The sequence below is a fragment of the Rheinheimera mesophila genome (assembly GCF_000986865.1).
Classification (GTDB): Bacteria; Pseudomonadota; Gammaproteobacteria; order Enterobacterales; family Alteromonadaceae; genus Pararheinheimera; species Pararheinheimera mesophila.
This window is the reverse complement of record NZ_LAVS01000013.1, coordinates 1-26942: the sequence shown is the minus strand read 5'-3', so window position 1 is coordinate 26942 and position 26942 is coordinate 1. Positions and strand designations below refer to the sequence as shown.

At 47.6% G+C, this 26942-nt stretch carries 24 protein-coding genes, 1 other RNA gene and 1 pseudogene; 4 read left to right on the top strand and 22 right to left on the bottom strand.

Features of this window, described 5'->3' with window-relative positions; genetic code table 11:
• Positions 1–26: 26 nt before the first annotated feature.
• Complete coding sequence (locus SD53_RS07130; protein ID WP_052749291.1) at positions 27–1265, bottom strand: alpha/beta hydrolase; 1239 nt, start codon at positions 1263–1265, stop codon at positions 27–29.
• An 86-nt stretch (positions 1266–1351) separates the two neighbouring features.
• Here SD53_RS07130 and SD53_RS07125 point away from each other — a divergent pair, with 86 nt between their 5' ends.
• Positions 1352–1852: an LURP-one-related/scramblase family protein gene (locus tag SD53_RS07125; protein ID WP_046519545.1), complete on the top strand. Its 501-nt coding sequence runs from the start codon at positions 1352–1354 to the stop codon at positions 1850–1852.
• 36 nt (positions 1853–1888) lie between these two features.
• Here the strand turns inward: SD53_RS07125 and ffs are convergent.
• From ffs to SD53_RS07115, 3 genes are all read right to left on the bottom strand, one after another.
• Positions 1889–1986: signal recognition particle sRNA small type (gene ffs / locus SD53_RS18185), an RNA gene on the bottom strand.
• Between the two features lie 71 nt (positions 1987–2057).
• Positions 2058–2648 (bottom strand): lysophospholipid acyltransferase family protein, encoded by a 591-nt coding sequence (locus SD53_RS07120; protein ID WP_046519544.1) that lies wholly within the window; start codon positions 2646–2648, stop codon positions 2058–2060.
• On the bottom strand, positions 2648–3520 hold the full coding sequence (locus tag SD53_RS07115; protein WP_046519543.1) for a DUF3014 domain-containing protein: 873 nt from the start codon (positions 3518–3520) through the stop codon (positions 2648–2650). Before SD53_RS07115 ends, SD53_RS07120 begins: the two co-directional genes overlap by 1 nt.
• 129 nt (positions 3521–3649) lie before the next feature.
• Between SD53_RS07115 and SD53_RS07110 the strand changes: the two genes are divergently transcribed.
• Together SD53_RS07110 and SD53_RS07105 are read left to right on the top strand one after the other, a co-directional pair.
• Complete coding sequence (locus SD53_RS07110; RefSeq protein WP_046519542.1) at positions 3650–4798, top strand: patatin-like phospholipase family protein; 1149 nt, start codon at positions 3650–3652, stop codon at positions 4796–4798.
• Between the two features lie 155 nt (positions 4799–4953).
• Positions 4954–5862: a GGDEF domain-containing protein gene (locus tag SD53_RS07105; protein WP_052749290.1), complete on the top strand. Its 909-nt coding sequence runs from the start codon at positions 4954–4956 to the stop codon at positions 5860–5862.
• Between the two features lie 97 nt (positions 5863–5959).
• Here SD53_RS07105 and tilS read toward each other — a convergent pair whose 3' ends face one another.
• The 18 genes from tilS to rpsB all read right to left on the bottom strand — a co-directional run bounded on the left by tilS (position 5960) and on the right by rpsB (position 26498).
• Positions 5960–7255, bottom strand: coding sequence for a tRNA lysidine(34) synthetase TilS (gene tilS, locus SD53_RS07100; protein WP_046519541.1), 1296 nt, complete (start codon positions 7253–7255; stop codon positions 5960–5962).
• Positions 7256–7423: 168 nt separating this feature from the next.
• Positions 7424–8380: an acetyl-CoA carboxylase carboxyl transferase subunit alpha gene (gene accA / locus SD53_RS07095; protein ID WP_046519540.1), complete on the bottom strand. Its 957-nt coding sequence runs from the start codon at positions 8378–8380 to the stop codon at positions 7424–7426.
• 17 nt (positions 8381–8397) lie between these two features.
• Positions 8398–11868 (bottom strand): DNA polymerase III subunit alpha, encoded by a 3471-nt coding sequence (gene dnaE, locus SD53_RS07090; RefSeq protein WP_046519539.1) that lies wholly within the window; start codon positions 11866–11868, stop codon positions 8398–8400.
• Positions 11861–12484: a ribonuclease HII gene (gene rnhB, locus SD53_RS07085; RefSeq protein ID WP_082101812.1), complete on the bottom strand. Its 624-nt coding sequence runs from the start codon at positions 12482–12484 to the stop codon at positions 11861–11863. Before rnhB ends, dnaE begins: the two co-directional genes overlap by 8 nt.
• Positions 12481–13641 carry a lipid-A-disaccharide synthase gene (lpxB, locus tag SD53_RS07080; protein ID WP_106693140.1) on the bottom strand — a complete coding sequence of 387 codons (1161 nt, stop codon included), beginning with the start codon at positions 13639–13641 and terminating at the stop codon, positions 12481–12483. The genes rnhB and lpxB overlap by 4 nt, the downstream gene beginning before the upstream one ends.
• On the bottom strand, positions 13641–14411 hold the full coding sequence (gene lpxA, locus SD53_RS07075) for an acyl-ACP--UDP-N-acetylglucosamine O-acyltransferase (protein WP_046519537.1): 771 nt from the start codon (positions 14409–14411) through the stop codon (positions 13641–13643). Before lpxA ends, lpxB begins: the two co-directional genes overlap by 1 nt.
• A gap of 1 nt (position 14412) precedes the next feature.
• Entirely contained in the window at positions 14413–14865 is a 453-nt protein-coding gene (gene fabZ, locus SD53_RS07070) for a 3-hydroxyacyl-ACP dehydratase FabZ (RefSeq protein ID WP_046519536.1), read from the bottom strand.
• A gap of 17 nt (positions 14866–14882) precedes the next feature.
• Positions 14883–15929, bottom strand: coding sequence for a UDP-3-O-(3-hydroxymyristoyl)glucosamine N-acyltransferase (lpxD, locus tag SD53_RS07065; RefSeq protein WP_046519535.1), 1047 nt, complete (start codon positions 15927–15929; stop codon positions 14883–14885).
• Complete coding sequence (locus SD53_RS07060; RefSeq protein ID WP_046519534.1) at positions 15929–16447, bottom strand: OmpH/Skp family outer membrane protein; 519 nt, start codon at positions 16445–16447, stop codon at positions 15929–15931. Before SD53_RS07060 ends, lpxD begins: the two co-directional genes overlap by 1 nt.
• A 20-nt stretch (positions 16448–16467) precedes the next feature.
• Positions 16468–18963 (bottom strand): outer membrane protein assembly factor BamA, encoded by a 2496-nt coding sequence (gene bamA / locus SD53_RS07055; protein ID WP_046519533.1) that lies wholly within the window; start codon positions 18961–18963, stop codon positions 16468–16470.
• Between the two features lie 27 nt (positions 18964–18990).
• Positions 18991–20343 carry a sigma E protease regulator RseP gene (gene rseP / locus SD53_RS07050; RefSeq protein ID WP_046519532.1) on the bottom strand — a complete coding sequence of 451 codons (1353 nt, stop codon included), beginning with the start codon at positions 20341–20343 and terminating at the stop codon, positions 18991–18993.
• Positions 20343–21536, bottom strand: a complete 1194-nt coding sequence (gene ispC / locus SD53_RS07045) for a 1-deoxy-D-xylulose-5-phosphate reductoisomerase (protein WP_046519531.1) — start codon at positions 21534–21536, stop codon at positions 20343–20345. Before ispC ends, rseP begins: the two co-directional genes overlap by 1 nt.
• On the bottom strand, positions 21536–22399 hold the full coding sequence (locus SD53_RS07040; protein ID WP_046519530.1) for a phosphatidate cytidylyltransferase: 864 nt from the start codon (positions 22397–22399) through the stop codon (positions 21536–21538). The genes ispC and SD53_RS07040 overlap by 1 nt, the downstream gene beginning before the upstream one ends.
• A gap of 5 nt (positions 22400–22404) precedes the next feature.
• Positions 22405–23172, bottom strand: a complete 768-nt coding sequence (uppS, locus tag SD53_RS07035; protein ID WP_046519529.1) for a polyprenyl diphosphate synthase — start codon at positions 23170–23172, stop codon at positions 22405–22407.
• 84 nt (positions 23173–23256) lie between these two features.
• A complete protein-coding gene (gene frr / locus SD53_RS07030; RefSeq protein WP_046519528.1) occupies positions 23257–23814 on the bottom strand; it encodes a ribosome recycling factor in 558 nt (185 codons plus the stop codon).
• A gap of 45 nt (positions 23815–23859) precedes the next feature.
• A complete protein-coding gene (pyrH, locus tag SD53_RS07025; RefSeq protein ID WP_046519527.1) occupies positions 23860–24597 on the bottom strand; it encodes a UMP kinase in 738 nt (245 codons plus the stop codon).
• A 179-nt stretch (positions 24598–24776) separates the two neighbouring features.
• Entirely contained in the window at positions 24777–25649 is an 873-nt protein-coding gene (gene tsf / locus SD53_RS07020) for a translation elongation factor Ts (protein WP_046519526.1), read from the bottom strand.
• A gap of 120 nt (positions 25650–25769) precedes the next feature.
• Positions 25770–26498, bottom strand: a complete 729-nt coding sequence (gene rpsB / locus SD53_RS07015; RefSeq protein WP_046519525.1) for a 30S ribosomal protein S2 — start codon at positions 26496–26498, stop codon at positions 25770–25772.
• Positions 26499–26750: 252 nt separating this feature from the next.
• On the opposite strand from rpsB, the pseudogene SD53_RS07010 reads away from it, so the two are divergent.
• Positions 26751–26942: pseudogene (locus tag SD53_RS07010) on the top strand (type I methionyl aminopeptidase); the annotation flags it as partial.

The window sequence follows — 26942 nt, the reverse complement described above, 5'->3', positions numbered from 1 at the left end:
GCGTTTTGGTAGTGTAAAAACTGCGCTTAACGCAGCTCCATTTGTTGCCACAGATCCAGTTGTTGCTGTTTCGCTAAATGTTGTGCTTGTTTTAATAACTCAGCCGCCTGCTCTGTTTGCCCCACGGCCTTTAACGCATCACTTTTTTGTTTTAAACCTTCTGCTGAATGGGTTAAATCAGCCTGCGCCAACAGATCCAGCGCCTGCTGTGGCTGCTTTAGCTTGTTATACATTTTGGCAAACTGAATGCTGACTTCGTTAAAAGAGGCCGGTTGTTGCTGTTTTAACAAAGCTAAAAACTTTGGCATTTCATCCACCTGGTCTGTACCAACAAAAAATTTACCTAAAGTGTAAGCCTGTAACCAGTCTATCTGATACGCACCAAACTGCTGTTGTTGTTTTTGTGCAAACAACTGAAAGACGGCGTCAGCTCCCTTTAGAGCCAACATCTGTACCGCATCAGTAAAGTAATCTTTGTATAAATAGCTCAAGCCCGCATACAAAGCAGGTAAAGCCGTACTGTAATGGGTTTCGTCCGGGAATTGCTGGAAGTTCCAGCGCAGTTGCGGGTTATTGGCTTGTTTTAGTGCTGCGACTAACTCGGTCACGCCCATACCACGCTCATTAGCTAAGGACAAAAACAGTCGTTTGCTGCTGCTTTTTTCAGTCAAAAAGCGTTCAAACTTTTTCTGGAAACTGTAATCGTCAAACCAGAGGCTAGCGCTCATGGCTAAATAAGCCTGAAACGGGCTGTCCCTTTGTACCAGCTCATACAAGCTGTATAAGCCACCGAGTGAATAACCCGCCAAAATACGCTCCGCACTGGTGCGGTAGGTTTTTTCTATCTGCGGGATAAGCTCGGTATTCACAAATAACCGCATCGGCTCCAGACCACCATAAGCTTCTGAACCTTCGCCCTGTATAGCCCAGGTGGTGGCTTTGACGTAATCGTCTGGCCCTTCAGTGGCCACCCCTACGACGATCAGAGGTGGAATTTTTCCCATCTGGGTCAGGTTTTTTACTGTGGCAGCCACATGGAAAAACTGAAAATCAGCATCAATGATATACAACACCGGATAACGCCGCAGCGGCTCGGCCTGATAACGGCTGGGTAAAGACACCGAGTAACGACGTTGTTGCTTCAGCACTGCCGATTGCAGTTTGAAACTTTCGCCGACGGCTATCAGCTCCGCCTTTAGTTGGGCTGATGGGCTCAGCAGACCAAATAATACGAAGCACAGCACCAGCAATTTTTTGTAAATCATTATGTTAAGCCTTTTATCCTGCTGAAAACTCAGGCAGCATAAGAGCAAATTAACAGACAGGCAACATCAAAGGCGGAGTCAATTTTATGAAATATAAAATTAAACAAAAGATATTCAGCCTGACCGACAGCTTTACTATTGAAGATGAACGTGGCAACACGGCGTTTAGCGCTAAAGGCAAGTTTTTTAGTATCTCCAGCAGCCAAACCCTGTTCGACAGCCGCGGCGTGGAGCTTTTAAAAATTAAACGTAAATATCTGACCATCATGCCGGCTTGTCGCTTGTTGTGTGCCGATGGCAGTGAGTGGCTGATCCGCAAATGTTTTTGGCCCTTCTGGACCAGCCGTTTCACCATCAGTAGCCCGGTTGGTGAACTGGAGATGCACGGCAACTTATGGCAACACGAATACAAAATCAGTCAAAACGGTAAGGTACTGGCGGAAGTGTCCAAGTCCTGGTTTAGCTGGTCTGATACCTACGGTGTGGATATTTACGAGCCGAAATTAACAGCCCAATTACTGGCCGCTGTGATTGTGATAGATCGGATTCAGCATTCAGGCAAAAACTCGACAGTGGATGATGATTGATACAGCAGATAGTGACAGCGCGTAGTTGGGTGGCGACCTCACCAGCCGACATCCCGGCACATACGTTATCCGCTTTGGCTGCTTCCTTCCGGACCTGACCAGGTGAACGAATTAGTATTGCGGGAGGACCGATGAGGCCACCATTGCAGGTACCAGTGCAACTGGTGCGCGCATTATGCTGAAAAGCTTTTCGCTGTGCAACAACTTAAGCGTTTTCCGGATATTTTGCCGTCATTTGCTGAAAAAATAAGCGCATTTGCTGCAGATCGTCGGCGAAATTTTCACCAACAGTGACACAGGGACCAAACACCAGTTGCTTGTGTTTGTAATCCAGCCCAATTAAGCAGACGGGTACGTTAGCTTGTTTGGCGATATGCCAAAAGCCAGAGCGCCACTGCTCGACTTTTTTACGACTGCCTTCCGGCGATAAACCCAATAACAAAGTCTGATGCTGAGCAAACTCAGCCACCACCTGCCCCACCACCCCATGCGGATGACGACGATCAACCGGGATCCCACCTAAAGCGCGTAACAATCTTTTCACCGGCCAGACAAAAATGCTGTGTTTGCCTAAAAAGCGGATGTTCAGATCCAGAGCTAAAGCTGCGGCGATACCCACAAAAAAATCCTGATTGGAGGTATGAGGAGCCACAGCAATCACCATCTTTTTATGGTCAGGGACTTCTCCATCAATAGTCCAGCCCCCCAACAGCTTTAACAAGCAAAGGCCAAGTGTCTGACCCAGCTTGCTGTTACGGCGGGGTAAATCGGCTGGAACCACAGGTAAACCAGACATTAAGGTTGAGCCAATACCAACTGATGAGCTTCTAACACACGTTTTAAGCGCTTCTGGTTATCTGGTCCTAAACGGATCATCTGACGTTGCGCCAGAGGCAGAGCCTCAATTTGCGGGTCGGCATAAGTGTAATAGACATTAGGACGGGCCAATAGCATAGGTGGCGCTACTTCTGGCGTCGCCAGCAAGACTTTAATCGCTTCCTGTAAACGGACGCGGAACTGCGCATTGGGATAACCCAGTTCAGCATAGGCTTGCTGCATCAGCGGATAATAGTATTCAAACAGACGTTTTACTTCGGTCACTGAAACACTTTCCAGCAATTGCAGGTAAGGTTCATAGCGTGCGAAGTTAGCAGGGTCCAACTGCACTGCGCCCCCCTCTGCAGGTAAAGTGGCAAACTTGTCTTTGATCGGCTGAAACAGTGGCTGACCTTTAGGTAAAGTCCCCTGAGCTATGTTGTCCACATTCACCACAAAACGGCGGATCATATCTTCGGTGACAAAAAGCGACGCCAGCCCAGCTTTCCAGCGTAAGCCCAACAGGCCAGATTTTACCTCAGCATCTGAGTTATCCAGACTGGGTAATTTAGCTGTAGGTTCAACAGCGACCGCATCGTCCAGTGGGGTTTCCTGCAACGGTGTTTCGTCCTGAGCCTGCACGGTCAGACTATCGACAGGTTCCTGATTAGCCGTTAACACATCTGCTGGAGCAGGTTGTTGCACTGCAGGGACAGGTGTAGGCTCAGGTTCGGCCACCACAGTCTCCTCTGCCCTGAAGAAAAACCAGGCAATGGCAATCAGGGTGACAGCTACCACAGCTAAACCTATGTAATATTGTTGCTGGCCTGTGCCAGGAGCCTTCTCGGTCATTTCTGTTTCTTCCTTTCACTCATTCGGATCAGTGATATTAAGCCGTTGAAAAACTGGCTATAGCGTTGCATTTATTTTGCTTTTCAGCAATATATAAACAGAGAGTATGGAAAGAGTTAAGAAGTTTCAGTGACTGACGGTAAAAAAGGTGAAAACACCAATAAAAAAGTTGCATTGCTGCTGACCGGAGGGGGCGCCAGAGCCGCTTATCAGGTCGGCGTACTCAAAGCACTGGCCCAACATTATCCGCGCAATAGTAAAATTCCGTTTGAGATTATCTGTGGTACCTCTGCTGGCGCTATTAATGCAACAGGTCTTGCCTGCTACGCATCATGTTTTCACTTGGGTGTGAAAAAAATTGAATGGGTCTGGCGCAACTTTCATACGCACCAGGTGTATTACTCGGATTATTTGCGGCTGGGCTGGCATCTGTTACGCGGGTTTTTAAGTGCTTTCCAGGCGGATTATGCCAATAAGAGGCCGGTCAGTTTATTGGATAACAAACCACTGCGTTTACTGCTGCATAACATCGTGGATTTACAGCGCATAGACCGCAATATACAGGGCGGCTATTTGTCCAGCGTTTCCGTCACAGCGTCCAGCTATAACACTGGAGATTCCATCACCTTTTTTCAGGGCAACGACGCGAAAGAATGGCGCAGAGCCAAACGCTGTGGCCAAAAAACTTTATTAGGTATTCATCATTTGTTGGCCTCAGCCGCTATACCCCTGGTGTTCCCCTCTGTCCGTATCCATCAACATTATTACGGTGATGGCTCTGTCAACCAATTATCGCCTCTCAGTGCGCCTATTCATCTGGGCGCAGATAAAATTTTGATCATAGGGTTAGAGCAGCCCAGGGCTCAGGATTTAACCTATGCAATGCCACATCATCCGGGGTTAGCCACAGTGGCAGGTCATTTGCTTGATACGATTTTCTCGGACACCTTAAATGCTGATTTGGAACGGATGCACCGTATTAATAAGACCATTGATACCCTCAATGCACACCAGATCCCTACCGATCTGAAAAAGGTCGACAGCTTTCTGATCAACCCTAGTGTGAATTTTAACCAAATTGCCAGTCAGCACTTTTTGCAATTGCCGATGGCGGTCCGTAGCTTGTTGCGTTTAACGGGCATCACACAACATTCAGAATCGAGCTTAACCAGTTACCTGTTGTTTGAAAAATCCTACACCAAAAGGCTGATTGAAATTGGCTATCAGGATGCGATGCAACAGATGCAGCAACTGCTGGAATTTCTGCGTGCGGAATAAGGTGGCGACTGAGGCAAATTTTAGCCAGCCTTTGCCGTCAAAAAATCGTCAGATGAAACTGCATAATTGAAAAAATCAATAAGATCATTCACTTATTAAAGTGGCACAATACCTGCAAATTCCGACTATCTTAGATATGCTCCGGAGTATCGGCAGTGGAATTATATGGCTTACAAGATATGACTTTAAGTGGGACCAGTTACGCTGGCGTCACCAGTCAGCCGCATTGGTCTGGTTTGTCTGCAGATCCGGTGACTTTGCCAGAACAATTGCAGACCAGTCTGGATCTTGCAGATCAGTTACAGATTTATTCAATGGCTGCGGGCAAAGTTTTGCCTTTACGCTCCATTCAACTACAAACCGCTGTGGGCAAATATCTGGCACCGGGTTCGGAATCGGGCAATTTTGAGCATCGCAGTGTACTGATGCTCAACGACCAGTGTCTGGCTGAGCTGTGTTATCAATCCGATCAGGCCTTTACTCCGTTGATCCAGCACCAGTTGTGGCAACTAGAGCGGCAATGGCTCTATCCGCTACGTAATACGCTGGTGGTGGTTCGTTTGCAGCAATTGGCCCTTAAAGACAGCCTGACCGACCTGGGTAACAGACGTAATTTTGACGACCAGTTTGAACGGGCTGTGCAACTGGCCAACAGACGTCAGCAAGCTTGTGCATTAATTCTGCTGGATTTGGATAATTTTAAACAAACCAATGACAACTTTGGTCATCCTGCCGGTGATGATGTGCTGATCGCTGTGGCGGATGCCATGCGTCAAACCTTAAGAGCCAGCGATTGTTTGTTCCGTTTTGGCGGTGATGAATTTGCAGTCTTACTGACGGCGGATGACGCCTTATCGGCTGAACTGGTGGCGCATCGCCTGGTAAAAGCTATTAACCAACATCACGTTTGCAACCAGTTTTCGGTTACCGCCAGTGCCGGTTTAGCTCAACTAGCTCTGAATCAGAAAGCTGAGCTGCTATTTAGCCGGGCCGATGAAGCGTTATCACAAGCCAAGCAGGCCGGTAAAAATGCGGTGAAAGTAGCGCTGCTGAATCAGGCCTGACGCACAGCGTCAAAGATTTTAGTCGTCGTACATTAGGGCTAAAGGACAGAAGATCCAAAAGCCCTTTTTTTTGCCCGCGATTTGGTGCTGCTTTGCGTTAACTGTGTTGCCAGTCGACAAAGTCAGTGGCTTGCTCTGGGGTGGCATTGGAGGCTAATCCCAACACAGCTACCACCTGATTATTTTGTACCAGCACAGGTAAGTGCCCACGTTGCCAGGGCGGTATGGCCCATAACTTCAGCCACTGTTTTAACTCTTTGCTCTGCCGCGCTCCTGAGGGTTTAAACGGCAAACTAAAAAGCCCAAACACCAGATATACAGGATCGTCAGTTAACCCCAAAGGTGTGCCTTTGTTTTCCCGGTTAAGGAGAAACTGACCTACAGCAGTGGTTAACTGCTGATCTGGTGCTAATTCGATAAAAACTCCGGCCTGAGGTACTTCTGTAATTTGTGTGACATAAGCTTTATCTGCAAAACGGCGGATTTGATACCCATCCAACTCCAGCACAGGCTGAGCATCGGCTTTAGCAGCTATCAGTTCATTAAAAAAACGTTTCAGCCAGTCCGTCGATGGATTTAAAGCGTTTAAAGCCAGCCAGCGCCTTACCAAAAGCTTTTGTGTGGTCAGATCCTGCGCTGTTAACAGTGTTAAATCCAATTCAGCTCCATGCATTACAGTGGGTAATAGCCGATCAAGCTGTGTTTCAACAAACTGCTGTTGCTGCTGAATGTGAGCGACAGAGCGCAAGGCATTTTGCCGGAATGCTGGCCAGCGCTGCTGGAGTATGGGGATCACCTGAAGACGTAAAAAGTTACGGTCAAATCTGCTGTCGTTATTACTTTCGTCTTCAATCCAGTTTAACTGTTGCTGCTGCGCAAAAGCCTCCAACTGTTCGCGGCTAAAATCTAATAAAGGCCGCACTAACCAGCCCGTTGCAAAAGGCTGCACCGCAGCAATACCGGATAATCCGGCCGGGCCAGCGCCACGCTTTAATGCCAGCAATAAAGTTTCGAGTTGGTCATCGGCATGATGAGCCGTTAACAGGGCAGTCTGTGGGGTAGTGACAAAAGCAGCTAAAGCCGAATAACGCGCGGCCCGGGCCTGAGCTTCGATATTGGCATTAGGCTTTAGCTGCACTTTTTGCATTTCAAAGGCAATGCTGCGCTGTTGGCATTGCAACCGACAAAACTCCGCCCACTGATCGGCATTGGCGCTTAAGCCATGATGGATATACACAGCCTTAAGCTTGATAGCACAGCTCTGAGTCAACTGATGGCAAAGTTGCAGCAACACCATAGAATCCAGGCCACCGGATAAGCCCAGAACAAGCTGGTTTAAACCCAACTGTTGGATGTTCAAGCGCAGCGGTGCCAGTAACTCAGAACTCTTCAAAGACAATGATCCTAAATATTCGTGGCAACAAGGTTCCCGACAGTTGCGACGTACCGTCCATCCCTGGATATAAAAAACCGCCTTACGGCGGCTTGCAGGGCGGTTTTTATTCCCGCCCTTTCCCACTATGCCCGCTGATTTTATCCAGCTTCAGGCACAACGGCTCTATTAACAGTAGCCAAAAGACATTAAGCGCTTATAGCGTCTGTCCAGTAAGTCTTCAAGACTTAACTTTTCCAGCTTGGCTAAATCACGTAACAGGGCTTGCTTTAAGCTTTGCGCCATTTGTTCGTGATTACGGTGCGCGCCACCTAAAGGCTCACTGATGATGTCGTCAATCAGGTTCAGCTCTTTTAAACGTGGTGCTGTAATGCCCATCGCATCAGCAGCAATAGGAGCTTTATCGGCGCTTTTCCATAAAATAGAAGCACAACCTTCAGGCGAAATCACCGAATAGGTGCTGTATTGCAGCATATTGACCTGATCGCCAACCCCTATAGCCAAAGCACCACCAGAACCACCCTCGCCTATCACAGTACAAAGCACTGGCACTTTCAGGCCAGCCATCACTTTCAGGTTACGGGCTATTGCTTCACTTTGGCCACGCTCTTCAGCGCCCACACCAGGATAAGCACCAGGCGTGTCGATAAAGGTAATAATTGGCAAATTAAACCGTTCCGCCATTTCCATCATACGCAGGGCTTTGCGGTAGCCTTCAGGCTTTGGCATACCAAAGTTACGTTTGATTTTCTCTGAGGTGTCACGGCCTTTTTGATGACCAATCACCATCACAGTTTTGTCACCTAAACGGGCAGTACCACAGACAATAGCTGGATCGTTGGCAAAAGTACGGTCACCGGCAAACTCGTCAAAGTCGGTGAAAATATGTTTAATGTAATCCAGCGTGTATGGACGCAGCGGATGACGAGCTAATTGAGCAACCTGCCAGGCACCTAATTCTGCAAAAATCTTTTTGGTCAGAGTTAAGCTTTTTTCCTTCAGCTTGTTTACTTCTTCTTCAAGGCCGAGATCAAACTCGCCATTGCGGCTTACTTTGCGAAGTTCTTCTATTTTGGCTTCAAGTTCCGCAATCGGTTGCTCAAACTCTAAATAATTCAGCATCATCGACTGTCACTACCTAATTAATGAAAATCCAGTTGTATTGTTGCTAATTGTCGCAGTTGATGCAACAAAGCGTCTGTTGGGGTCACCCACCATTCGGTGCCCAATGCCACTGTGATTTGACCTTCGTCACGCTGATACACCAGCTTCACAGGCACTGTGCCAAATTTAAATTCACGCATAGCTTGCTGCAATTTTTGCAGATAATCCAGCCCCATGTGCTGCTGATGTACAGTTAAGGTCAAGGATTTTAAGCATTTTTCCCGCGCAGCTATGATGTCCACTACTTCGCGGCCGGACATTGTAAGGCCACCACTGAAATCATCAAAGCTGACCTGTCCCGACACCACCAATATTTTGTCTTTTTGCAGCAAATGCTCGAAGTTTTCGAACTGTTCGGGGAAAAAACGTACATCTAAGCGCGCAGATTTGTCATCTAAAGTGACAATAGCCCAGCGCCTGCCCTTTTTATTGATCATAGTGCGCACCGACAAAACTAAACCTGCGGCATGCACCATCTGATCACGACGACCCGGCTGCATATCCACTAAACGGCCCGAACTGTAATGTGGTAATTCGTCCAGATAGCGGTTGATCGGATGGCCTGTCAGGTATAAGCCTAAAGTTTCACGCTCGCCTTCCAGCCAAACTTCATCCGGCCAAATCGGCACTTGTTTAAAGGCGCTGGCGACCTGTTCAGGCTCAGGCGCCATTAAGCCAAATAAATCCGACTGCCCCATGGCTTCGGCTTTAGCTTGCTGCTCTGCGCCTTTCATCGCTTCTTCTAAAGTCGCCATCATGGCAGCACGGTGAGGGCCGAGTTGGTCCATAGCACCGGATAAAATCAGCTTTTCAATCACACGACGGTTTAGCTGTTTTAAATCCACTTTATTACAGAAATCGAACAAATCGCTGAAAGGACCATGTTTGGCCCGTGCCGCCAAAATAGCTTCAACCGGACCTTCACCTACCCCTTTGATAGCACCTATGCCATAGACAATATGACCCTGGCGGTTGACGGTAAATTTATACTCACCAGAGTTGACATCAGGCGGGATCAATTTGAGCTTCATATGCTCACATTCATCCACCAGAATCACGATTTTGTCGGTGTTATCCATATCGGCCGACATCACAGCGGCCATAAATTCAGCCGGATAATGCGCCTTCATCCACAGCGTCTGATACGACACCAAGGCATAAGCTGCAGAGTGCGATTTGTTAAAACCGTAACCTGCGAACTTCTCTACTAAGTCGAAGATTTTCATCGACAGTTCGGCATCTACGCCATTGGCGACAGCACCGTCGCGGAAGGTATCGCGCTGCTTGGCCATCTCTTCCGGTTTCTTTTTACCCATAGCACGGCGCAATAAGTCAGCGCCGCCCAGTGAATAACCCGACAACACCTGCGCAATCTGCATCACCTGTTCCTGGTACAGGATGATACCGTAGGTCGGCTCCAGAATAGGTTTAAGCGACTCGTGCTGCCAGGTCGAATCCGGATAGGAAATCTCTTCCCGACCCCGTTTACGGTCGATAAAGTTGTCCACCATGCCGGACTGCAAAGGACCGGGCCGGAACAGCGCCACCAGCGCTATCATATCTTCGAAACAGTCAGGCTGCAGACGGCGGATTAAGTCCTTCATACCACGACTTTCAAGCTGGAACACGGCCGTGGTATCGGCTTTCATCAGCATGTCGTAGCTTTTTTTATCCGTCAGCGGAATGGTATTGATATCGACCAGTGGCTTGCCTTCGCGCTTTAAACGCTCGTTGGCCATATTCACAGCCCACTGCAAGATGGTCAGGGTCCGTAAACCCAAGAAGTCAAACTTGACCAGACCTGCATATTCGACATCGTTTTTATCAAACTGAGTGACAGGGTTGTTGCCCTCTTCGTCGCAATAGACAGGGGCAAAGTCGGTAATTTTGGTTGGGGCTATGACCACACCACCGGCGTGTTTACCGGCATTTCGGGTCACACCTTCGAGCTGACGTGCCATGTCAATCAGGTCTTTGACTTCCTGATCGGCTTCATACAGCTCAGGTAAACGGGGTTCTTCTTTAAAAGCCTGTTCCAGCGTCATACCGGGTGTGGGTGGGATCAGTTTGGAAATGCGATCAACAAAACCATAAGGATGCCCCAAAACCCGACCTACGTCGCGGATCACCGCTTTGGCCGCCATAGTACCGAAGGTGATAATTTGCGATACAGCCTCACGGCCGTACATGTCGGAGACGTGTTCTATCACCTCGTCGCGTCTGTCCATACAGAAGTCGACGTCAAAGTCAGGCATCGACACCCGCTCAGGGTTTAAGAAACGCTCGAACAGCAGGTCAAATTCCAGTGGATCAAGATCGGTAATACTCAGCGCATAAGCCACTAAAGAGCCAGCACCCGAGCCCCGGCCGGGACCAACCGGAATGTTATTGTCTTTACTCCACTGGATAAACTCCATCACAACCAGGAAGTAACCGGGGAATCCCATCTGGTTGATTACGCCCAGCTCTATGTCTAAACGCTCATCATACTCAGGCCGTCGCTCGGCACGCACTTGTGGGTCGGGAAACAATTGTACCAGGCGTTTTTCCAGACCTTCTTTGGATTTTAATACCAAAAAATCAGCGTCGGATAAACCACCGGTCGGGAAAGCGGGCAGGAAGTATTCGCCTAAACGTATGGTGACATTACATCGTTTGGCGATTTCAACCGAGTTTTGCAGCGCTTCCGGTATATCGGAAAATAGCTCCTGCATCTCAGCGCTTGATCGCAAATACTGCTGCTCGCTGTAGTTTTTTGGTCGTCTTTTATCTTCTAAGGTGTAGCCATCATGAATGGCAACCCGGATTTCGTGGGCCGGAAAATCGTCCGGACTGAGCATCACCACTTCGTTAGTGGCCACCACAGGCAACTGTTCACGCTCCGCCAGTTCAACAGCGGCCTGAATATAGGTTTCTTCGTCCGGACGGCCGGTGCGAATAAGCTCTATAAAAAATCGGTTGGGGAAATGTTCACGGTAAAACTGCACTAAAGCCAAAGCGCTAGGCGCATTGCCTTTAATTAAAGCTTTGCCTAAAGGACCATCTTTGGCACCTGACAACACAATCAGGCCTTCTTTGTATTCCACCAGCCAGTCGTGATCGATCTGCGGTTTGTGCTGCACATGGCCCCGTAAATAGGCTTTGGACAACAACATGGTCAGGTTCTGGTAGCCGGTATTGTCCGAAGCCAGGATCAGTAATCGGCACGCCTCACCGGGAAACAGCGGATGCTGAACCCACAAATCTGCCCCTACTATCGGCTTAATGCCAGCCTCGTGCGCTGTACTATAAAAACGTACCAGACCACACAGGTTCATCTGGTCGGTTAAAGCCAGCGCAGGCATATTCAGCTCTTTCGCCGCTTTGACTATAGGCTTTATTTTTTTAATGCCATCGACCATCGAAAAGTCGCTGTGCACCCGTAAATGAATAAAACCCGGATCAGCCATGCATCTGCTCCAATACATCCCGGACTGGCTTAAAACTGCGTCTATGCTCTGCGATCACGCCATAGGTTTTAATAGCGGCTAAATGCTCTGCGGTCGGATAGCCTTTATGGCCAGCAAAACCGTAGTGCGGATATAACTCTGCTAATTGTTGCATTTCTTTATCGCGCGCCACTTTGGCTAAAATAGAAGCGGCGCTGATTTCTGGCACCAAAGCATCACCTTTGACTACAGCACTGGCCTGCACGCCAATATCTTTTGGCACACGGTTACCGTCTATTAAGGCCCAGTCTGGTTTGATATGCAGGCCCTCTACAGCGCGGGTCATCGCCAGCATAGTGGCGTGTAAAATATTTAAACTATCAATTTCATGCACTTCAGCACGGCCTAAGCTCCAGCTTAAAGCTTTGGCCTTAATTTCTTCCGCAAGCTGCAGGCGTTTTTTCTCTGACAGTTTTTTAGAATCGTTTAAACCCACAACAGGGTTGTTTGGGTCGAGGATCACAGCCGCAGTGACGACAGCGCCCACCAACGGGCCACGCCCTACTTCGTCAACACCACAAATCAGTTGTACCTGTGGTCTTTGATAAGTTTCAGCATTCAGCGCTTTGACAGTCATACCGCAGCGTCCATTACTTTGGCTATGGCAGCAGCAGCTTGTTCGCTGGCGTTACAACGAATGAGCTGATGCAGCTCTGTGAAAGAGCCTACACAGGCGTGCTGCGCTTGCTGATCCTGGAGTAAAGGTGTCATAGCCTTGACTAAGTTCTGCACCGTGACCTGCTCCTGCAACAGTTCTGTCACTAAAGCTTTGTCGGCCAATAAATTCGGCAGGCTAAAAAACTTCAGTTTAACCAAACGTTTAGCAATTTGATGCGTCAGCCAGTTCATCTTATAACCGACCACCATAGCGGTTTTCGCCAACATGGCTTCTAAGGTCGCAGTGCCTGAGGCAATAAAGACAGCATCAGCCGCAGTTAAAACAGTGCGGGCTTTGCCGATTTCCAGTTGCACTGCTAAATCAGGCGCAACCTGCTGTTTGATCTGGCGGAACAGTGCTGCTTTTTGTTCTGTCACCATATTACAAATAAGCTGTAAATTGGGTTGCTGAGCTTTAAGCTCTGCAGCAGCAGTTAAATAATCTGCAGCTAACAGCTTGATTTCATTGGTTCTGCTGCCCGGCATAATCGCCAGCACTGGTGCATTGCTGTTTAAGCCCAACTCTGTTTTAGCAGCAGCTTTATCAGGCTGCAGCGGCATTTGGTCGGCCAGGGTATGACCAACAAAGCTGCAGGGCACAGCGAATTTATCGTAAAAGGCTTTCTCAAAAGGCAATAACGCCAACACCATGTTGGTGGCTTTGGCGATTTTAAAAATACGTTTTTGCCGCCAGGCCCAGACCGACGGGCTGACATAATGCACAGTTTTAATACCAGCGGCTTTGAGCTTGAGCTCCACAGGAATATTAAAATCCGGCGCGTCTATACCGATAAACACATCAGGCTGTGTGGCAGTAAGATGCTCCAGCAGCTCTTTGCGAACCTGAAGCAAACGTGGCAAGCGGCCTAATACCTCCACTATGCCCATCACCGCCAGCTCTTCCATATCAAACAAAGCGTCAAAGCCTTCGGCTTTCATCCGCTCACCGCCTATGCCATAAAATTCGGCTTGCGGATACAACAGCTTTAAAGCACGGATCAAATCAGCACCTAAAATATCGCCGGAATGTTCTCCGGCGACTAAAGCAATTTTTACCCTGGATTGCGCTTGTATCATCAGCGGATAATGCCACGGCTGGAGTTAGCGATAAAATCAGTGAAGGCTTTGACTTCCGGAAATTCAGCGGCTTTTTCGGCCAGCGCATCCAGAGCTTCCTGCACTGTTAAACCTTTACGGTAGACTTCTTTGTACGCACGGCGTACTTCTAATATCGCATCGGCGCTGAAACCACGGCGCTTTAAGCCTTCGACATTTAACCCGGCAGGTACAGCGTGAGCACCATGGGCCATCAGGTAAGGAGGCACATCTTTCACCACGATAGAACCACCACCGATAAAAGCGTGCGCGCCGATATGGCAGAATTGGTGAATACCACTCATGCCACCTAGAATAGCCCAGTCGCCGATATGGACGTGACCGGCAGATTGAGCACCACTGGCAAAGATCACGTTATCGCCTATCACACAGTCATGTGCGACATGGGTGTTGTTCATAAACAGGTTGTTTGAGCCTATGCGGGTCACACCTTTGTCCTGAATAGTGCCACGGTGCACAGTGCAATTTTCACGGAACACGTTGTTGTCGCCAATGACCAGCTCTGTTGGCTCCCCTTTGTACTTTTTGTCCTGACAATCTTCACCTATGCTGGTGAACTGGTAAAAGTGATTGCCTTTGCCAATGACTGTTGGGCCTTTGAGCACCACATGAGATTCAAGCACAGTGTTATCACCCACCACCACATTGGCAGCGATGTAACAAAATGGCCCAATCTTGACGTTTTGACCAAGTACAGCACCTGTTTCGATCACAGAGGTAGGATGGATCATATTAAAGTTCTCTTCTGGCACACATCAGTTCAGCAGTACAAACGACCTGGCCATCCACTTTGGCTTCACCATAAAACTTCCACAAATTACGACGCTCTTTTAAGAACTTCACTTCTAATACTAACTGATCACCCGGAACTACGGGTTTCTTAAAACGAGCTTCGTCTATAGCAGCAAATAGGTACAGTTCGTTTTCAGCGCGTTCTGTCACTGTTTTAAAACCTAAAATACCTGTCGCCTGCGCCAAAGCTTCCAGAATTAATACGCCGGGAAAAATAGGCATAGTTGGAAAATGGCCGGTAAAAATTGGCTCATTGATCGTGACGTTTTTAATAGCCGTTAAAGACTCGCCCGGCGTGTAATCCAAAACCCGGTCGATCATTAAAAATGGGTAGCGATGTGGCAACAGAGCCATGATTTCCTGTATTTCAAGGATATTCAGTTGGTTAGCCAAAATGAACCTCTTTTATTTTATTCGTCTTGTGAAGGCGGTTGGGACAAAGCAGCCATTTGCTGTTCAAGTTCCCGTAATTTTTGATACATCTGATCCAGTTGACGAAACCGGACGCTATTTTTCCGCCATTCCAGATTAGTGCTGGCCGGAGTACCGGATGAATAGATACCTTTTTCGGTAATAGACTTAATAATCATCGACATGCCGGTGATTTGCACTCCATCACAAATCTCCATATGACCATTGATAGCACAAGCGCCACCAATAATGCAGTAACGGCCAATTTTAGTGCTGCCAGCAACCACTGTGCAACCTGCTATCGCAGTGTGATCACCAATGTGCACATTGTGAGCAATTTGAACCTGATTATCCAAAATCACATTGTTGCCAATCACTGTATCGCCTAAAGCACCACGGTCTATAGTGGTGTTGGCACCGATTTCGCAGTCGTCACCAATAATAACAGTACCGACCTGAGGAATTTTCAGCCAGCGACCACGCTCATTGGCAAAACCAAAACCATCAGCACCTATCACAGCACCACTGTGCACCAAACAATTTTTACCCAGTTGTATGCCGTGGTACAAAGTCACGTTAGGCCAGATTTTACAGCCCGCTGCAATTTTGCTGTTTTCGCCAATAAAACAACCGGCGCCAATCTGTACATTCTCGCCAATCACAACCCCAGCGGAAATCACCACATTGGGGCCTATCACAACGGAATCAGGCACTGAAGCAGAAGGGTCTATGACGATATTCTGCCCCCGCCCATAAGCGGCAGCAGGTGTGGAATCTAATAATTGCGCTATTTTCGCGAAGGCCACATAAGGGTCATTCACGATCAGGGCATTCACCGGGCAATAGCTTTGATCCTCAGCTTTAATCAGCACAGCACCGGCTTGGGTCGATTGCAAAAATTTACGGTATTTGCTGTTGGATAAGAAGCTTAACTGAGAGCTTGTTGCATCCTCTAATGTACCAACGGCACTGATCAGTGCCGTGGCGTCTCCAACGAGCTGAGCATTAAGCTGCTCAGCTATAAAGGCCAGAGTAAGCTGTGCCATTATTTGGCTTTACTCACCTGAGCTACAACAGCATTAGAGATGTCATATTCAGGTTTAACAAACACACCGGCCTGAGCATTTAAGATCAGATCGTAGTTGTCTTTTTTAGCTATGCTGTCGATGGCTGTTTTAACTAAACCCATCAGCTTGTTACGCTCTTCACCCTGACGCTTACGGTAGTCCTCATCCAAAGGACGGGCTAACTGCTCGTAACTGCGCATTTGTTTTTCCATTTCGCCTTGCAGAGTTTTCTTCTGCTGGTCGTTCATGGTTGCACCGTCACGCTTTAATTTTTCCTGATTAAAAGCAATGTCCTTTTCCAGCTTTTGCACTTCAGCAATACGGCCTTCGAATTCAGCTTTTAATGTATTTTGAATAGAAGTTGTCTGAGGTAACTGAGCTACGATAGCTTGTACATCCACCACACCAATTTTCATTTCTTTTGCAGCAGCAGTACCAGCCATCAACAGACCAGCCATCAATACTAATGCAGTTTTTGCTAAGCTTTGCTTAAACATGTTTTCCATTTCCCATAAATTTAGAATGTAGTACCAATATTGAAACTAAAGTTTTCCTGATCATCACCCTCTTCTTTTTGGATGATTTTAGCCAAACTAAATGTCAATGGACCCATAGGTGAAATCCATTGCAGAGAAAGACCGGTCGAAACACGGATTAAGCCAGGGTCGGAATAATCCAACAGCGCAGGGCTGTTGAAGTTCTGACTTGTGGACGGACTTAAACCATCATAACGACTTAAATCAAACTCTGTATCCCAGACGTTACCTGCATCAACAAACAGGCTGGTACGTATCTGGTTTACATAATCCTCACCAACAAAAGGTGTTGGTGTGATTAACTCAAGGGTTGCAATGGCCATGGCATTACCACCCGTTGACCGGGGTGACACTATATAAGTGTCAAAACTTGGATCTGTCGGATATGCGCCCCCCGAATCACCTGTTGGATTAGGTAATCCAGGTATGGTGCTGACCTGACGATAAATAGCATGAGGACCGATAATACGGGCTTCAAAACCACGTAAGTTCTGACCACCAGCATAGAAGTTATCCGTAAAAGGCAGCGTGTAATCGTAGCCATTTTTACTACCGTAACCGTTACCGTAGCCCAAGTCCAGCTTGCTTAAGAACGACCATCGATGATCGTTACTCAACGGAATATACTTTCTGGCTGAGAAAGTGGTTTTGTAGTATTGCAAGTCAGAGTTAGGCGTTGTAATACGTCCACTTAATACCAGTTCATGACCTGCTGTCGGGAATAAACCACGGTTTAAGGTACTTTGGATCCAACTGGCTATCAGTTCATAGTTGGTAAACTTGTAACCGCCATCCGGATCATTTTTATCCATCAATACCGCTCTGAAATGACGCAACTGGTCATATTCAGATAAAGAGTTAATTTCGTTCACCGCATAATTGGTACCGAAATTTAATCTGTTGTATTCATTGATAGGGTAACCAATAGAAGCACCAAAACCATAACGTTTTTGCTTATAGGCTTCTAAGTTCGACGACAAGCTGGAGTAGTCGGTGTCTGAGTAGAAAATCTGCCCACCTAAACTGACCGCATCCAAGGTGAAGTATGGATCCGTGACCGATAACGCAATTTGTCTGTTGTACCTGTTGGTACTTAAGCTGATCCCAGCCGAGTTACCTGTACCAAAGAAGTTTTGCTGTTCAACACCGATTTGAAATGACAAGCCCTGGAAATCACCATAGGAGATACCCGCATTAAAGTTACCGGAGGGCTGCTCTTTAATCTTAAACCCAACGTCAACTTTATCATCGACGCCTGCGACTTCTTTGGTCTCAAACTCAACTTTTTCAATGTAAGGCAACCGCTGAATACGTTCTTTGGATAACTCTAACGCATCATTAGATAACCAGGCCCCTTCCATTTGGCGCACTTCACGACGAATAACTTCGTCTTTAGTTGAGGCATTACCTGCCACTTCCAGCCGGCGCACATAAACACGTTTGCCAGGCTCTACACTGATGGTTAACGCCACCTCTTTGGTGTCATCATTGATAGTCGGAATAGTCCGGACTTTAGAGTTGGCATAACCAAAACGCGCCAGTAACTTGGCAATACTCTCTTCGGTGTAGGTCACCAGGGCGCCGTTGTATAACTGTCCGGCTTTCAGAGGCAACAACGCTTTAATAAACTCATCCTGGCCTATTAAGTCGCCAACAAAGTCGACGCCGGTAATAGTGTACTGTTCGCCTTCAGTTACGTTCAGAGTCACGTACACTGATGTTTTATCTGTACTGACAGAAACCTGATTTGCGTCGATATTAAAACGCAGGTAACCGCGGTCTAAGTAGTAACTGCGGATTTTCTCGAAATCGCCTTGTAACGTCTGTTTCTGATAACGGTCTGAGGACAGGAAGCGCCACCAGGGCAAGTCATAGAGCGACTCAATATTTTTCAGCAACTCTTCGTCGCTGAATATTTCGTTCCCTACGATATTGATCTGACGAACCGAAGCGGCGTCGCCCTCTTCAAATTCGATTTTCAGATTCACCCTGTTACGGGGTAAATAAGTGACCTTCATCTCTACGGCAGCGTTGTATTTACCTACGCCGTGATAAAACTCGGTCAAACCGTTTTCAACCTCTTTGATTACGGTTTTGTCTAAAGGCTCACCGACCACAATTTTCTGGGCGGTTAAACTCTCATTTAACTGATCTTCTTTGATGTCTTTGTTGCCATCAAATTCGATGTTGTTAATGGTTGGCCGCTCTTTTAAGCGATAAATAACAGTGCTGCCGTCGCGGAACACCTGAATATCGTCAAAGTGTCCTGCAGCGTACAGACTTTTGATACTGCGCGATAAGGTCGCGTCTGTGATGGTATCGCCGATATTAAACGGCAGATTATTTAATGCTGCACCAAGCGCAACACGTTGCAAGCCTTCCACCTGAATATCTTGCACAGTAAATGATTGTTCAGCGAGCACCGAGTTACTTAAACCAGCAAGTAACATCGCGGCTACTAATCGTTTAATTGTCATTGTTTTGGACTACTTTTGATTAGTTTATTACAAACGAGAAATATCGTTGAGCAGCGCAATTCCCATTAATGTCAGCAGCAACAGAGCTCCGATCCGGAAACCCAGCTCCTGCGCCTTCTCAGAGACAGGTTTGCCGCGTATTAGTTCCAGCACAAGATACATTAAATGGCCACCATCCAAAATAGGCAGGGGCAGTAAATTTATCACCCCAAGGTTGACGCTGATCAGTGCCAGAAAGGAAATAAAGGCAATCAAGCCAATATCTGCGCTGGTTCCAGCGCCTTGTGCTATCGAAATTGGTCCACTTAAATGTTTGACAGAAATATCACCAAAAATGAATTTTCCAATCATGGAAAAGCTTAAGCGCACCAATTGCCATGTCTTTTCTACCCCAACAACAGCGGCCTGTACAGGGCCATATTGCTGAGTGAACAATAAATGCTCAGGCCAGGGTAAAACTTTTGGACTGACGCCTAAATAGCCCTGGTGAAAACCATCCGCCATTTCACGGCTTTGTGGGGTGACCAGGATCTCCATGGCCTGCCCCTGGCGTTCAATACCAAAAAGCAAAGGCTTGTCAGGGCTGTTTTGTACCAAGGTTACCAACGAGTTCCAGTCGGCAACCGGCTTAGCGTCGACTGAAATTAATTTATCACCTAGCTGCAAACCGGCAGTTTCAGCCGCTGAGCCAGGCTGGATCTGGCTGATTTCGTTTAACACTTCCGGACGCAGTGGCTCTATACCTAGACTGCCAAACACACTTTGTTTATCCGGATCAAACACCCAATCGGTTAAATCCAACTGATAACTTTGGTCGCTGCCCTCAAGCTGTTGTACCGTGATATTCACCGTCTGGCTGCCCACCTGCTCCACCAGCAATAAACTAATAGCGCGCCAGTCTTCCACCGCCTCACCGTTGATAGCGGTTATTTGGGCGTCGGACGGGACACCTGCTTTGGCGGCAATAGACTCAGCAGTGATCTGCCCTATCACGGGCTTAATATTCGGCACACCAATTAAATACATGCCCCAGAGCAATAGGATAGCAAACAGGAAATTAGCAACAGGACCGGCAGACACTATGGCCATACGTTGCCACACGGTTTTGCTGTTAAAACTCAAGTCTTTAAACTGCGGCAATACAGGGTCAATCCGCTCATCCAGCATGCGGACATAACCGCCCAGCGGGATCATCGCAATCACAAACTCTGTGCCTTGTTTATCACGCCAGCTATAAATGGCTTTACCAAAACCTATTGAGAACCGCTTGACCAGCACCTTGTTTTTTCGCGCTATCCAGAAGTGGCCAAACTCATGCACTGTCACCAGCAGACCAATGGCCACTACAAAGCTGATTAAATTCCAGATAAAACCCGACATTAACTCACCTTTTTCAATTGATCGTGCACATAAGCTCTGGCCTGCTGATCCAGGTCCAAAATGCTCTCTAAATCAGGCGCTTTTACCGTGGCAAAACGCCCCAGTGCGGCCTGATTCAAACGCGCTATATCGGTAAAACTTATTTGACCTGCTAAAAACGCGGCCACTGCGATTTCGTTGGCTGCATTTAATGCGGTCGTCGCGCCCTGGCCATAACCACAAGCTGCGATTGCCAGATACAAATTAGGGTAACGTTCTGGCTCTGGTTTGGAGAAACTAAAGTCAGCCAGCTCAAAAAAATTCAGTGGCTTCACATTGGTTTGGATCCGCTGAGGATAGGCCAGTGCGTGAGCTATCGGAGTACGCATATCAGGCTGGCCCAACTGTGCCAACACTGAACCGTCGGTGTATTGCACCATCGAATGAATAATACTTTGTGGATGAATCACCACCTGAATATCATCAGCCGCACAGTTAAACAACCAGCGGGCTTCAATAAACTCCAGGCCTTTGTTCATCATAGTGGCGCTGTCTACTGAGATTTTCTGCCCCATCACCCAATTGGGGTGAGCCACAGCCTGAGCGGGAGTAATGTGTGCAAACTCTGACAGTGCTTTGCGCAAAAACGGGCCACCACTGCCGGTCAATAACAGCTTACTGATGCCAAAATCAGCCAATTTTTGTGTGGCGGTGTTTTGCTGTAACTGCGCAGGTAAACACTGAAAAATAGCGTTATGTTCGCTGTCGATCGGCAATAACGTAGCACCATGTTGCTGCACTTTATTGATAAAGAGTTCACCACTCATCACCAGCGCTTCTTTGTTGGCCAGCAACACGGTTTTGCCCTGCTCAACCGCCGCCAGCGTGGGCAATAAACCCGCAGCACCAACAATGGCGGCCATCACTATGTCAGCATCCGGATGAGCAGCCAAATCACACAGCGCCTGTGCACCGGACCAGACTTCAGTGGGTAGGCCAGCCTCTTTGACCAGTTGCCGTAGCTGATGAGCTGCTTGTGCATCGGTCATGACTGCGTAGCGGGGATTAAATTGCTGAATTTGAGAAAACAGCTTCTCAACCTGAGTGGCTCCTGTTAACCCCAACACCTGATAGAGCTGTGGATGCATGGCAACCACATCTAGTGTGTTACAGCCAATGGAGCCCGTTGCGCCAAGGATCACCAGGCTTCGCATTACGCGAAACCTCCAATCAGTGCGACCAGGACAGCGTATAACGGCGCTGTGGCTGTCAGACTGTCAATACGATCTAAAATACCACCATGCCCCGGTATGATACTGCCGCTGTCTTTTAAACCGGCCACTCGTTTAAACATACTTTCACTTAAATCACCAAATACCGACAAAATGGTCAGTACTAAAGCGGCCAGATACCAGGTTGCCGTCTCTTCCGGGAAGCCCAGATGATAAGCCACAGCAGTCACCAGCAGCATCACAAAGCCGATACCACCGAGCATACCTTCCAGCGTTTTCCCAGGACTGACCGCAGGTAATAGCTTACGTTTACCAAAAGGTTTACCAATAAAATAACCACCTATATCGGCAGCCCAAACAATACCCAACAGTAGACAAATCAACCAGGCACCGGTGTAACTGGATTGATAAAAATCAACAGAGCGGATCAGTAGTAAGGCCGTCCAGGCTGGAACTAAAGTGAACCAGCCCATCAAAGCGCGGCGAAGATGCCCCTGAGCCCAACTCTGACTGCTGCGCGGATAACTTAACACCAAAAGTACAGCAATCAACCACCAAATCACCCCCAGTGCCAATACACTGTTACTGAGCTGGTCCAACTGCACAGGCCAATAGGCGGTGTCTGGCAATTGCCAATAAATTAATGCCATGCTCAGCGCCACTACACTGATAAAGCTGTATTGACTGGATTTTGTGGTGTAACCGCAAAATAAACTCCATTCCCAGGCTCCGATCAGAAAAGCGGCAGCAATAAAAATAGCGAAATAATGTAAAGGAAGGAAAAAAACTGCGGCTAACGCCAGAGGCGCCATGATCAGGGCTGTAATCACTCGTTGCTTAAACAAATTGGTTATCCTTGTATCGGACGCATTGCCAGCTCACGGATTTGTGCTCCGGTACAACCAAAACGCCGCTCTCGACTAGCGTAGGTTGCCAAAGCCTCCGAAAATACCTGATCATCAAAGTCAGGCCATAAAGTTTCGGTAAACCATAACTCAGCATACGCAGCCTGCCACAACAAAAAGTTACTGATGCGGACATCACCACCGGTACGGATCATTAAATCCAGTTCCGGTTGATCATGCATCTGCATGCAGCCTGACAACATCTGTTCGTCAATTTGTGTAGCTGTCAGTGCCCCATCCGCAACTTTCTGAGCCAATTGCTGAGCGGCCTGTACTATGTCCCAACGACCGCCATAATTAGCAGCCACATTCAGGGTCAAGGCTGTATTCTGAGCTGTAAGCTGTTGCGCCTCTTTAATATGTTGTTTTAGTTTGTCGCTAAAAGGAGACAAGTCTCCAATAATATTCAGCCGTACATTGTTTTTGTGCAGGGTTTTCACTTCCTGCTGTAATACCAGCAAAAACAGTTGCATCAGGCCACTGACTTCATCTTCAGGCCGACGCCAGTTTTCACTGCTAAAGGCAAATAAGGTAAGAGACTGGATACCTAATTTCCGGCAAAAGCTCACGGCACGACGTACTGCGTCAACACCTTTTTTATGACCCCATACCCGGGGTCTGCCTTGCCGTTCAGCCCAGCGTCCGTTGCCGTCCATGATAATGGCGACATGTTGTGGCAACGCGTTTTGTAACGCGGTTTGCACTTCTGTCATCTGAATCTGACCTTGTCACAAGAATAAAAAACGCCGCGAAGTATACCCTACACGGCGCTATTTCCCTAATCAGGGCAGGAAGTCTTAAACTTCCATCAACTCTTTTTCTTTGTCCGCTAACACTTCGTCTACTTTCTTGACGAAAGCATCGGTCAGCTTTTGAACTTCTTCAGTGGCTTTACGCTCTTCGTCTTCACCAATTTCTTTGTCTTTTAATAAGGCTTTGAAATCAGCATTGGCATCCCGACGAATATTACGTACTGCAACACGGGCACCTTCGGCTTCGCCACGCACTACTTTGACTAAATCACGACGACGCTCTTCCGTCAGCGGAGGCAAGGGTACACGAATCGTAGTACCAGCACTCATTGGGTTTAAACCTAAATCAGACTGCAGAATAGCTTTCTCCACAGGCTGGATCAGCGTTTTATCAAATACGCTGATCGTCAGAGTGCGGGCATCTTCTACAGACACGTTAGCCACCTGACGTAATGGTGTACTGGCACCATAATAAGACACCTGAATACCGTCTAATAAACTTGGGTGAGCACGGCCGGTACGGATTTTGGACAATTGGCTTTTCAGCGCTTCAACGCTTTTTTCCATCCGGGTTTTGCTGTCTTTGAGAATATCGTTAATCACTTTGGCTATTCCTTTTTTTGCTACACCAAAAAAGTGGCAGTTAGTTTACTGTAATTTCTCGGCGTGGTCGATCACTGTGCCTTCTTCTTCACCCATAACCACTCGTTTCAGTGCACCGGGTGTATTCATATTGAATACACGAATTTGCAAACTGTGGTCACGTGCTAAAGTGAAAGCAGCTAAATCCATCACTTTTAACTCTTTTTCCAGCACTTCTGTGTAGCTTAATTTGCTGTACATGGTGGCATTTGGATCTTTGACCGGGTCTGCTGAGTACACACCATTGACTTTGGTGGCTTTTAATACTGCATCAGCTTCAATTTCAATACCACGTAAACAGGCGGCTGAATCTGTAGTAAAAAATGGATTACCAGTACCTGCAGAGAAAATCACCACACGGCCTGACTTTAATAAGCTGATGGCTTCAGCCCAGTTATAGTCATCACAAACACCGTTTAACGGGATGGCCGACATCAAACGGGCATTGACAAAAGCACGGTGCAACGCATCACGCATCGCCAGACCATTCATTACAGTGGCTAACATCCCCATATGGTCACCGACCACACGGTTCATGCCGGCTTTGGCTAAGCCCTCACCACGAAAAATATTGCCACCACCAATCACAATCGCAACCTGAATACCTAATTCGACCAGCTCTTTGATTTCCTGAGCCATCCGATCCAACACTTTAGGGTCTATACCAAAGCCCTCTTCACCCATCAGGGCTTCACCACTGAGTTTTAATAAAATTCTTCTATAGGCGAGTTTTGGATTGCTCATGTGGTCCTCTTTATATCTGGATAGTACGACCTTGAAGTCGGGTCATGTGAACACAGTCAGCTTAAAACAGCGATAACTGCGACCAGCATTTAGCTAAAAGATGGCTAAAAAAAACCGCGACAGACGAAGGTCAGGTCGCGGTTATTCTAGCTGGTTTCAAAGCATTGCTAAAGCGTAAATTACTTCTTCGCAGCAGCGATTTGTGCAGCAACTTCAGCAGCGAAATCAGTTTCCTGCTTCTCGATGCCTTCACCTACTTCTAAACGGATGAAGCTAACAGCTTTAGCACCGTTTTGTTTCAGGAAATCACCTGTAGTGATTGAAGGATCTTTAACGAAAGGCTGGCCAGTTAAAGAAACTTCGCCGGTGAACTTGGTCATACGACCAGCAACCATCTTCTCTGCGATTTCTTTTGGCTTGCCGCTGTTGATCGCGATTTCGATCTGGATTTCCTGCTCTTTAGCAACCACTTCAGCAGGCACTGACTCTGGAGTCAGGAAGGAAGGGTTGTTCGCAGCAACGTGCATAGCCACGTCTTTAGCGATATCTTCGTTACCGCCTTCCAGTACCACTAACACACCGATACGGCCTGAGTGAGTGTACTGACCAATCACGTCGCCCTGAACTACAGAGATACGGCGGATAGCGATATTTTCACCGATTTTAGTCACCAGGGTAGCGCGGGCTTCTTCCACAGTGCTGTCGCCCAGTTGAGCTGCTGACAGCTCTTCTACAGTGAACAGCTTGTTGGCATGAGCCAGATCAGCAGCAGCGTTAGCAAAAGCCAGGAAGCTTGCGTCACGGCCGACGAAATCTGTTTCACAGTTAAATTCGATAGCTACTGCATAACCACCGCCAACGCGGGTGATTACAGTACCTTCAGCAGCAATACGACCTGCTTTCTTGGCAGCTTTAGCCTGACCATTTTTACGCATTAATTCGATTGCGCCTTCGATGTCACCTGCAGTTTCTTCTAACGCTTTTTTGCAGTCCATCATGCCAGCGCCAGTGCGCTCGCGTAATTCTTTTACTAAACCGGCAGTTACAGCCATGGGAAGTTCCTCACAAAATTTTTTCGTGGACAAACAGGGGCAAATGCCCCTGTATGTTTAAACCTGCTTTATACCTGTCCTGGATGTAGCCTTGATGACAAGGCTACAGAGACAATGCAATTATTCAGCAGCGACGAAGTTTTCAGATTCAGCCTGAACTTCGATGTTTTTGCTGCGGCCTTCAGTGATGGCCTGGTTGACTGCGCCCAGGTATAACTGGATAGCGCGGATAGCGTCATCGTTACCAGGGATCACAAAGTCAACACCTTTAGGGTCAGAGTTCGTATCAACGATAGATACTACTGGGATACCCAGGTTGTTGGCTTCTTTAATTGCAATGTGTTCGTGGTCGGCATCGATCACAAACAGAACATCAGGCAAGCCGCCCATGTCTTTGATACCGCCTAAGCTTTTTTCCAGCTTGTCCATTTCACGGGTACGGTCTAAAGCTTCTTTTTTGGTCAGCTTGTCGAAAGTACCGTCCTGGCTCTGAGATTCCAGGTCTTTTAAACGCTTGATAGACTGGCGAACAGTTTTCCAGTTCGTCAGCATGCCACCCAACCAGCGGTGGTTTACATAGTACTGGTCAACTTGCAAAGCAGCTTCTTTGATCGCTTCAGAGGCAGCGCGCTTAGTACCAACAAACAGGATTTTGCCTTTTTTAGCAGCAACAGACTGAATGAAAGCCAGAGCATCGTTCATCATTGGAACAGTTTGTTCCAGGTTGATGATGTGAACACGGTTACGAGCGCCGAAAATGAATGGCTTCATTTTTGGGTTCCAGTAACGTGTTTGGTGACCGAAATGTACGCCCGCCTGGAGCATATCGCGCATAGAAACTTTTGCCATTATAAATATTCCTTAGTAATGGGGTTGGGCCTCCATACACCCCATAAAACCGACTGAAACTCAATGAGTTGCAGCACCCCGGCTTATGTGTCGATGTATGTGTGTTGTTTAGTTAATTGCAGTTTTAATCTGCGTTTTGCGTTTTTGACAGAATCTGATTTGCCAAATCGCGGCGCGCTTTATACCATAAGCACCCTTGAAACACAATGAAATGTGTATTTTTACAGCTATTCACAGCAAGAGAGAGATGGCATGGCCGCGATTATTAAAACAGCAGATCAGATCGAAAAAATGCGTGTGGCAGGCAAACTGGCCGCCGAAGTATTAGAGATGATTGAGCCATACGTCAAAGCCGGTGTCACCACCGAAGAGCTGAACACCATATGCCATAACTATATTGTCAATGTCCAGCAGGCTATCCCTGCCCCGCTGAATTACCACGGT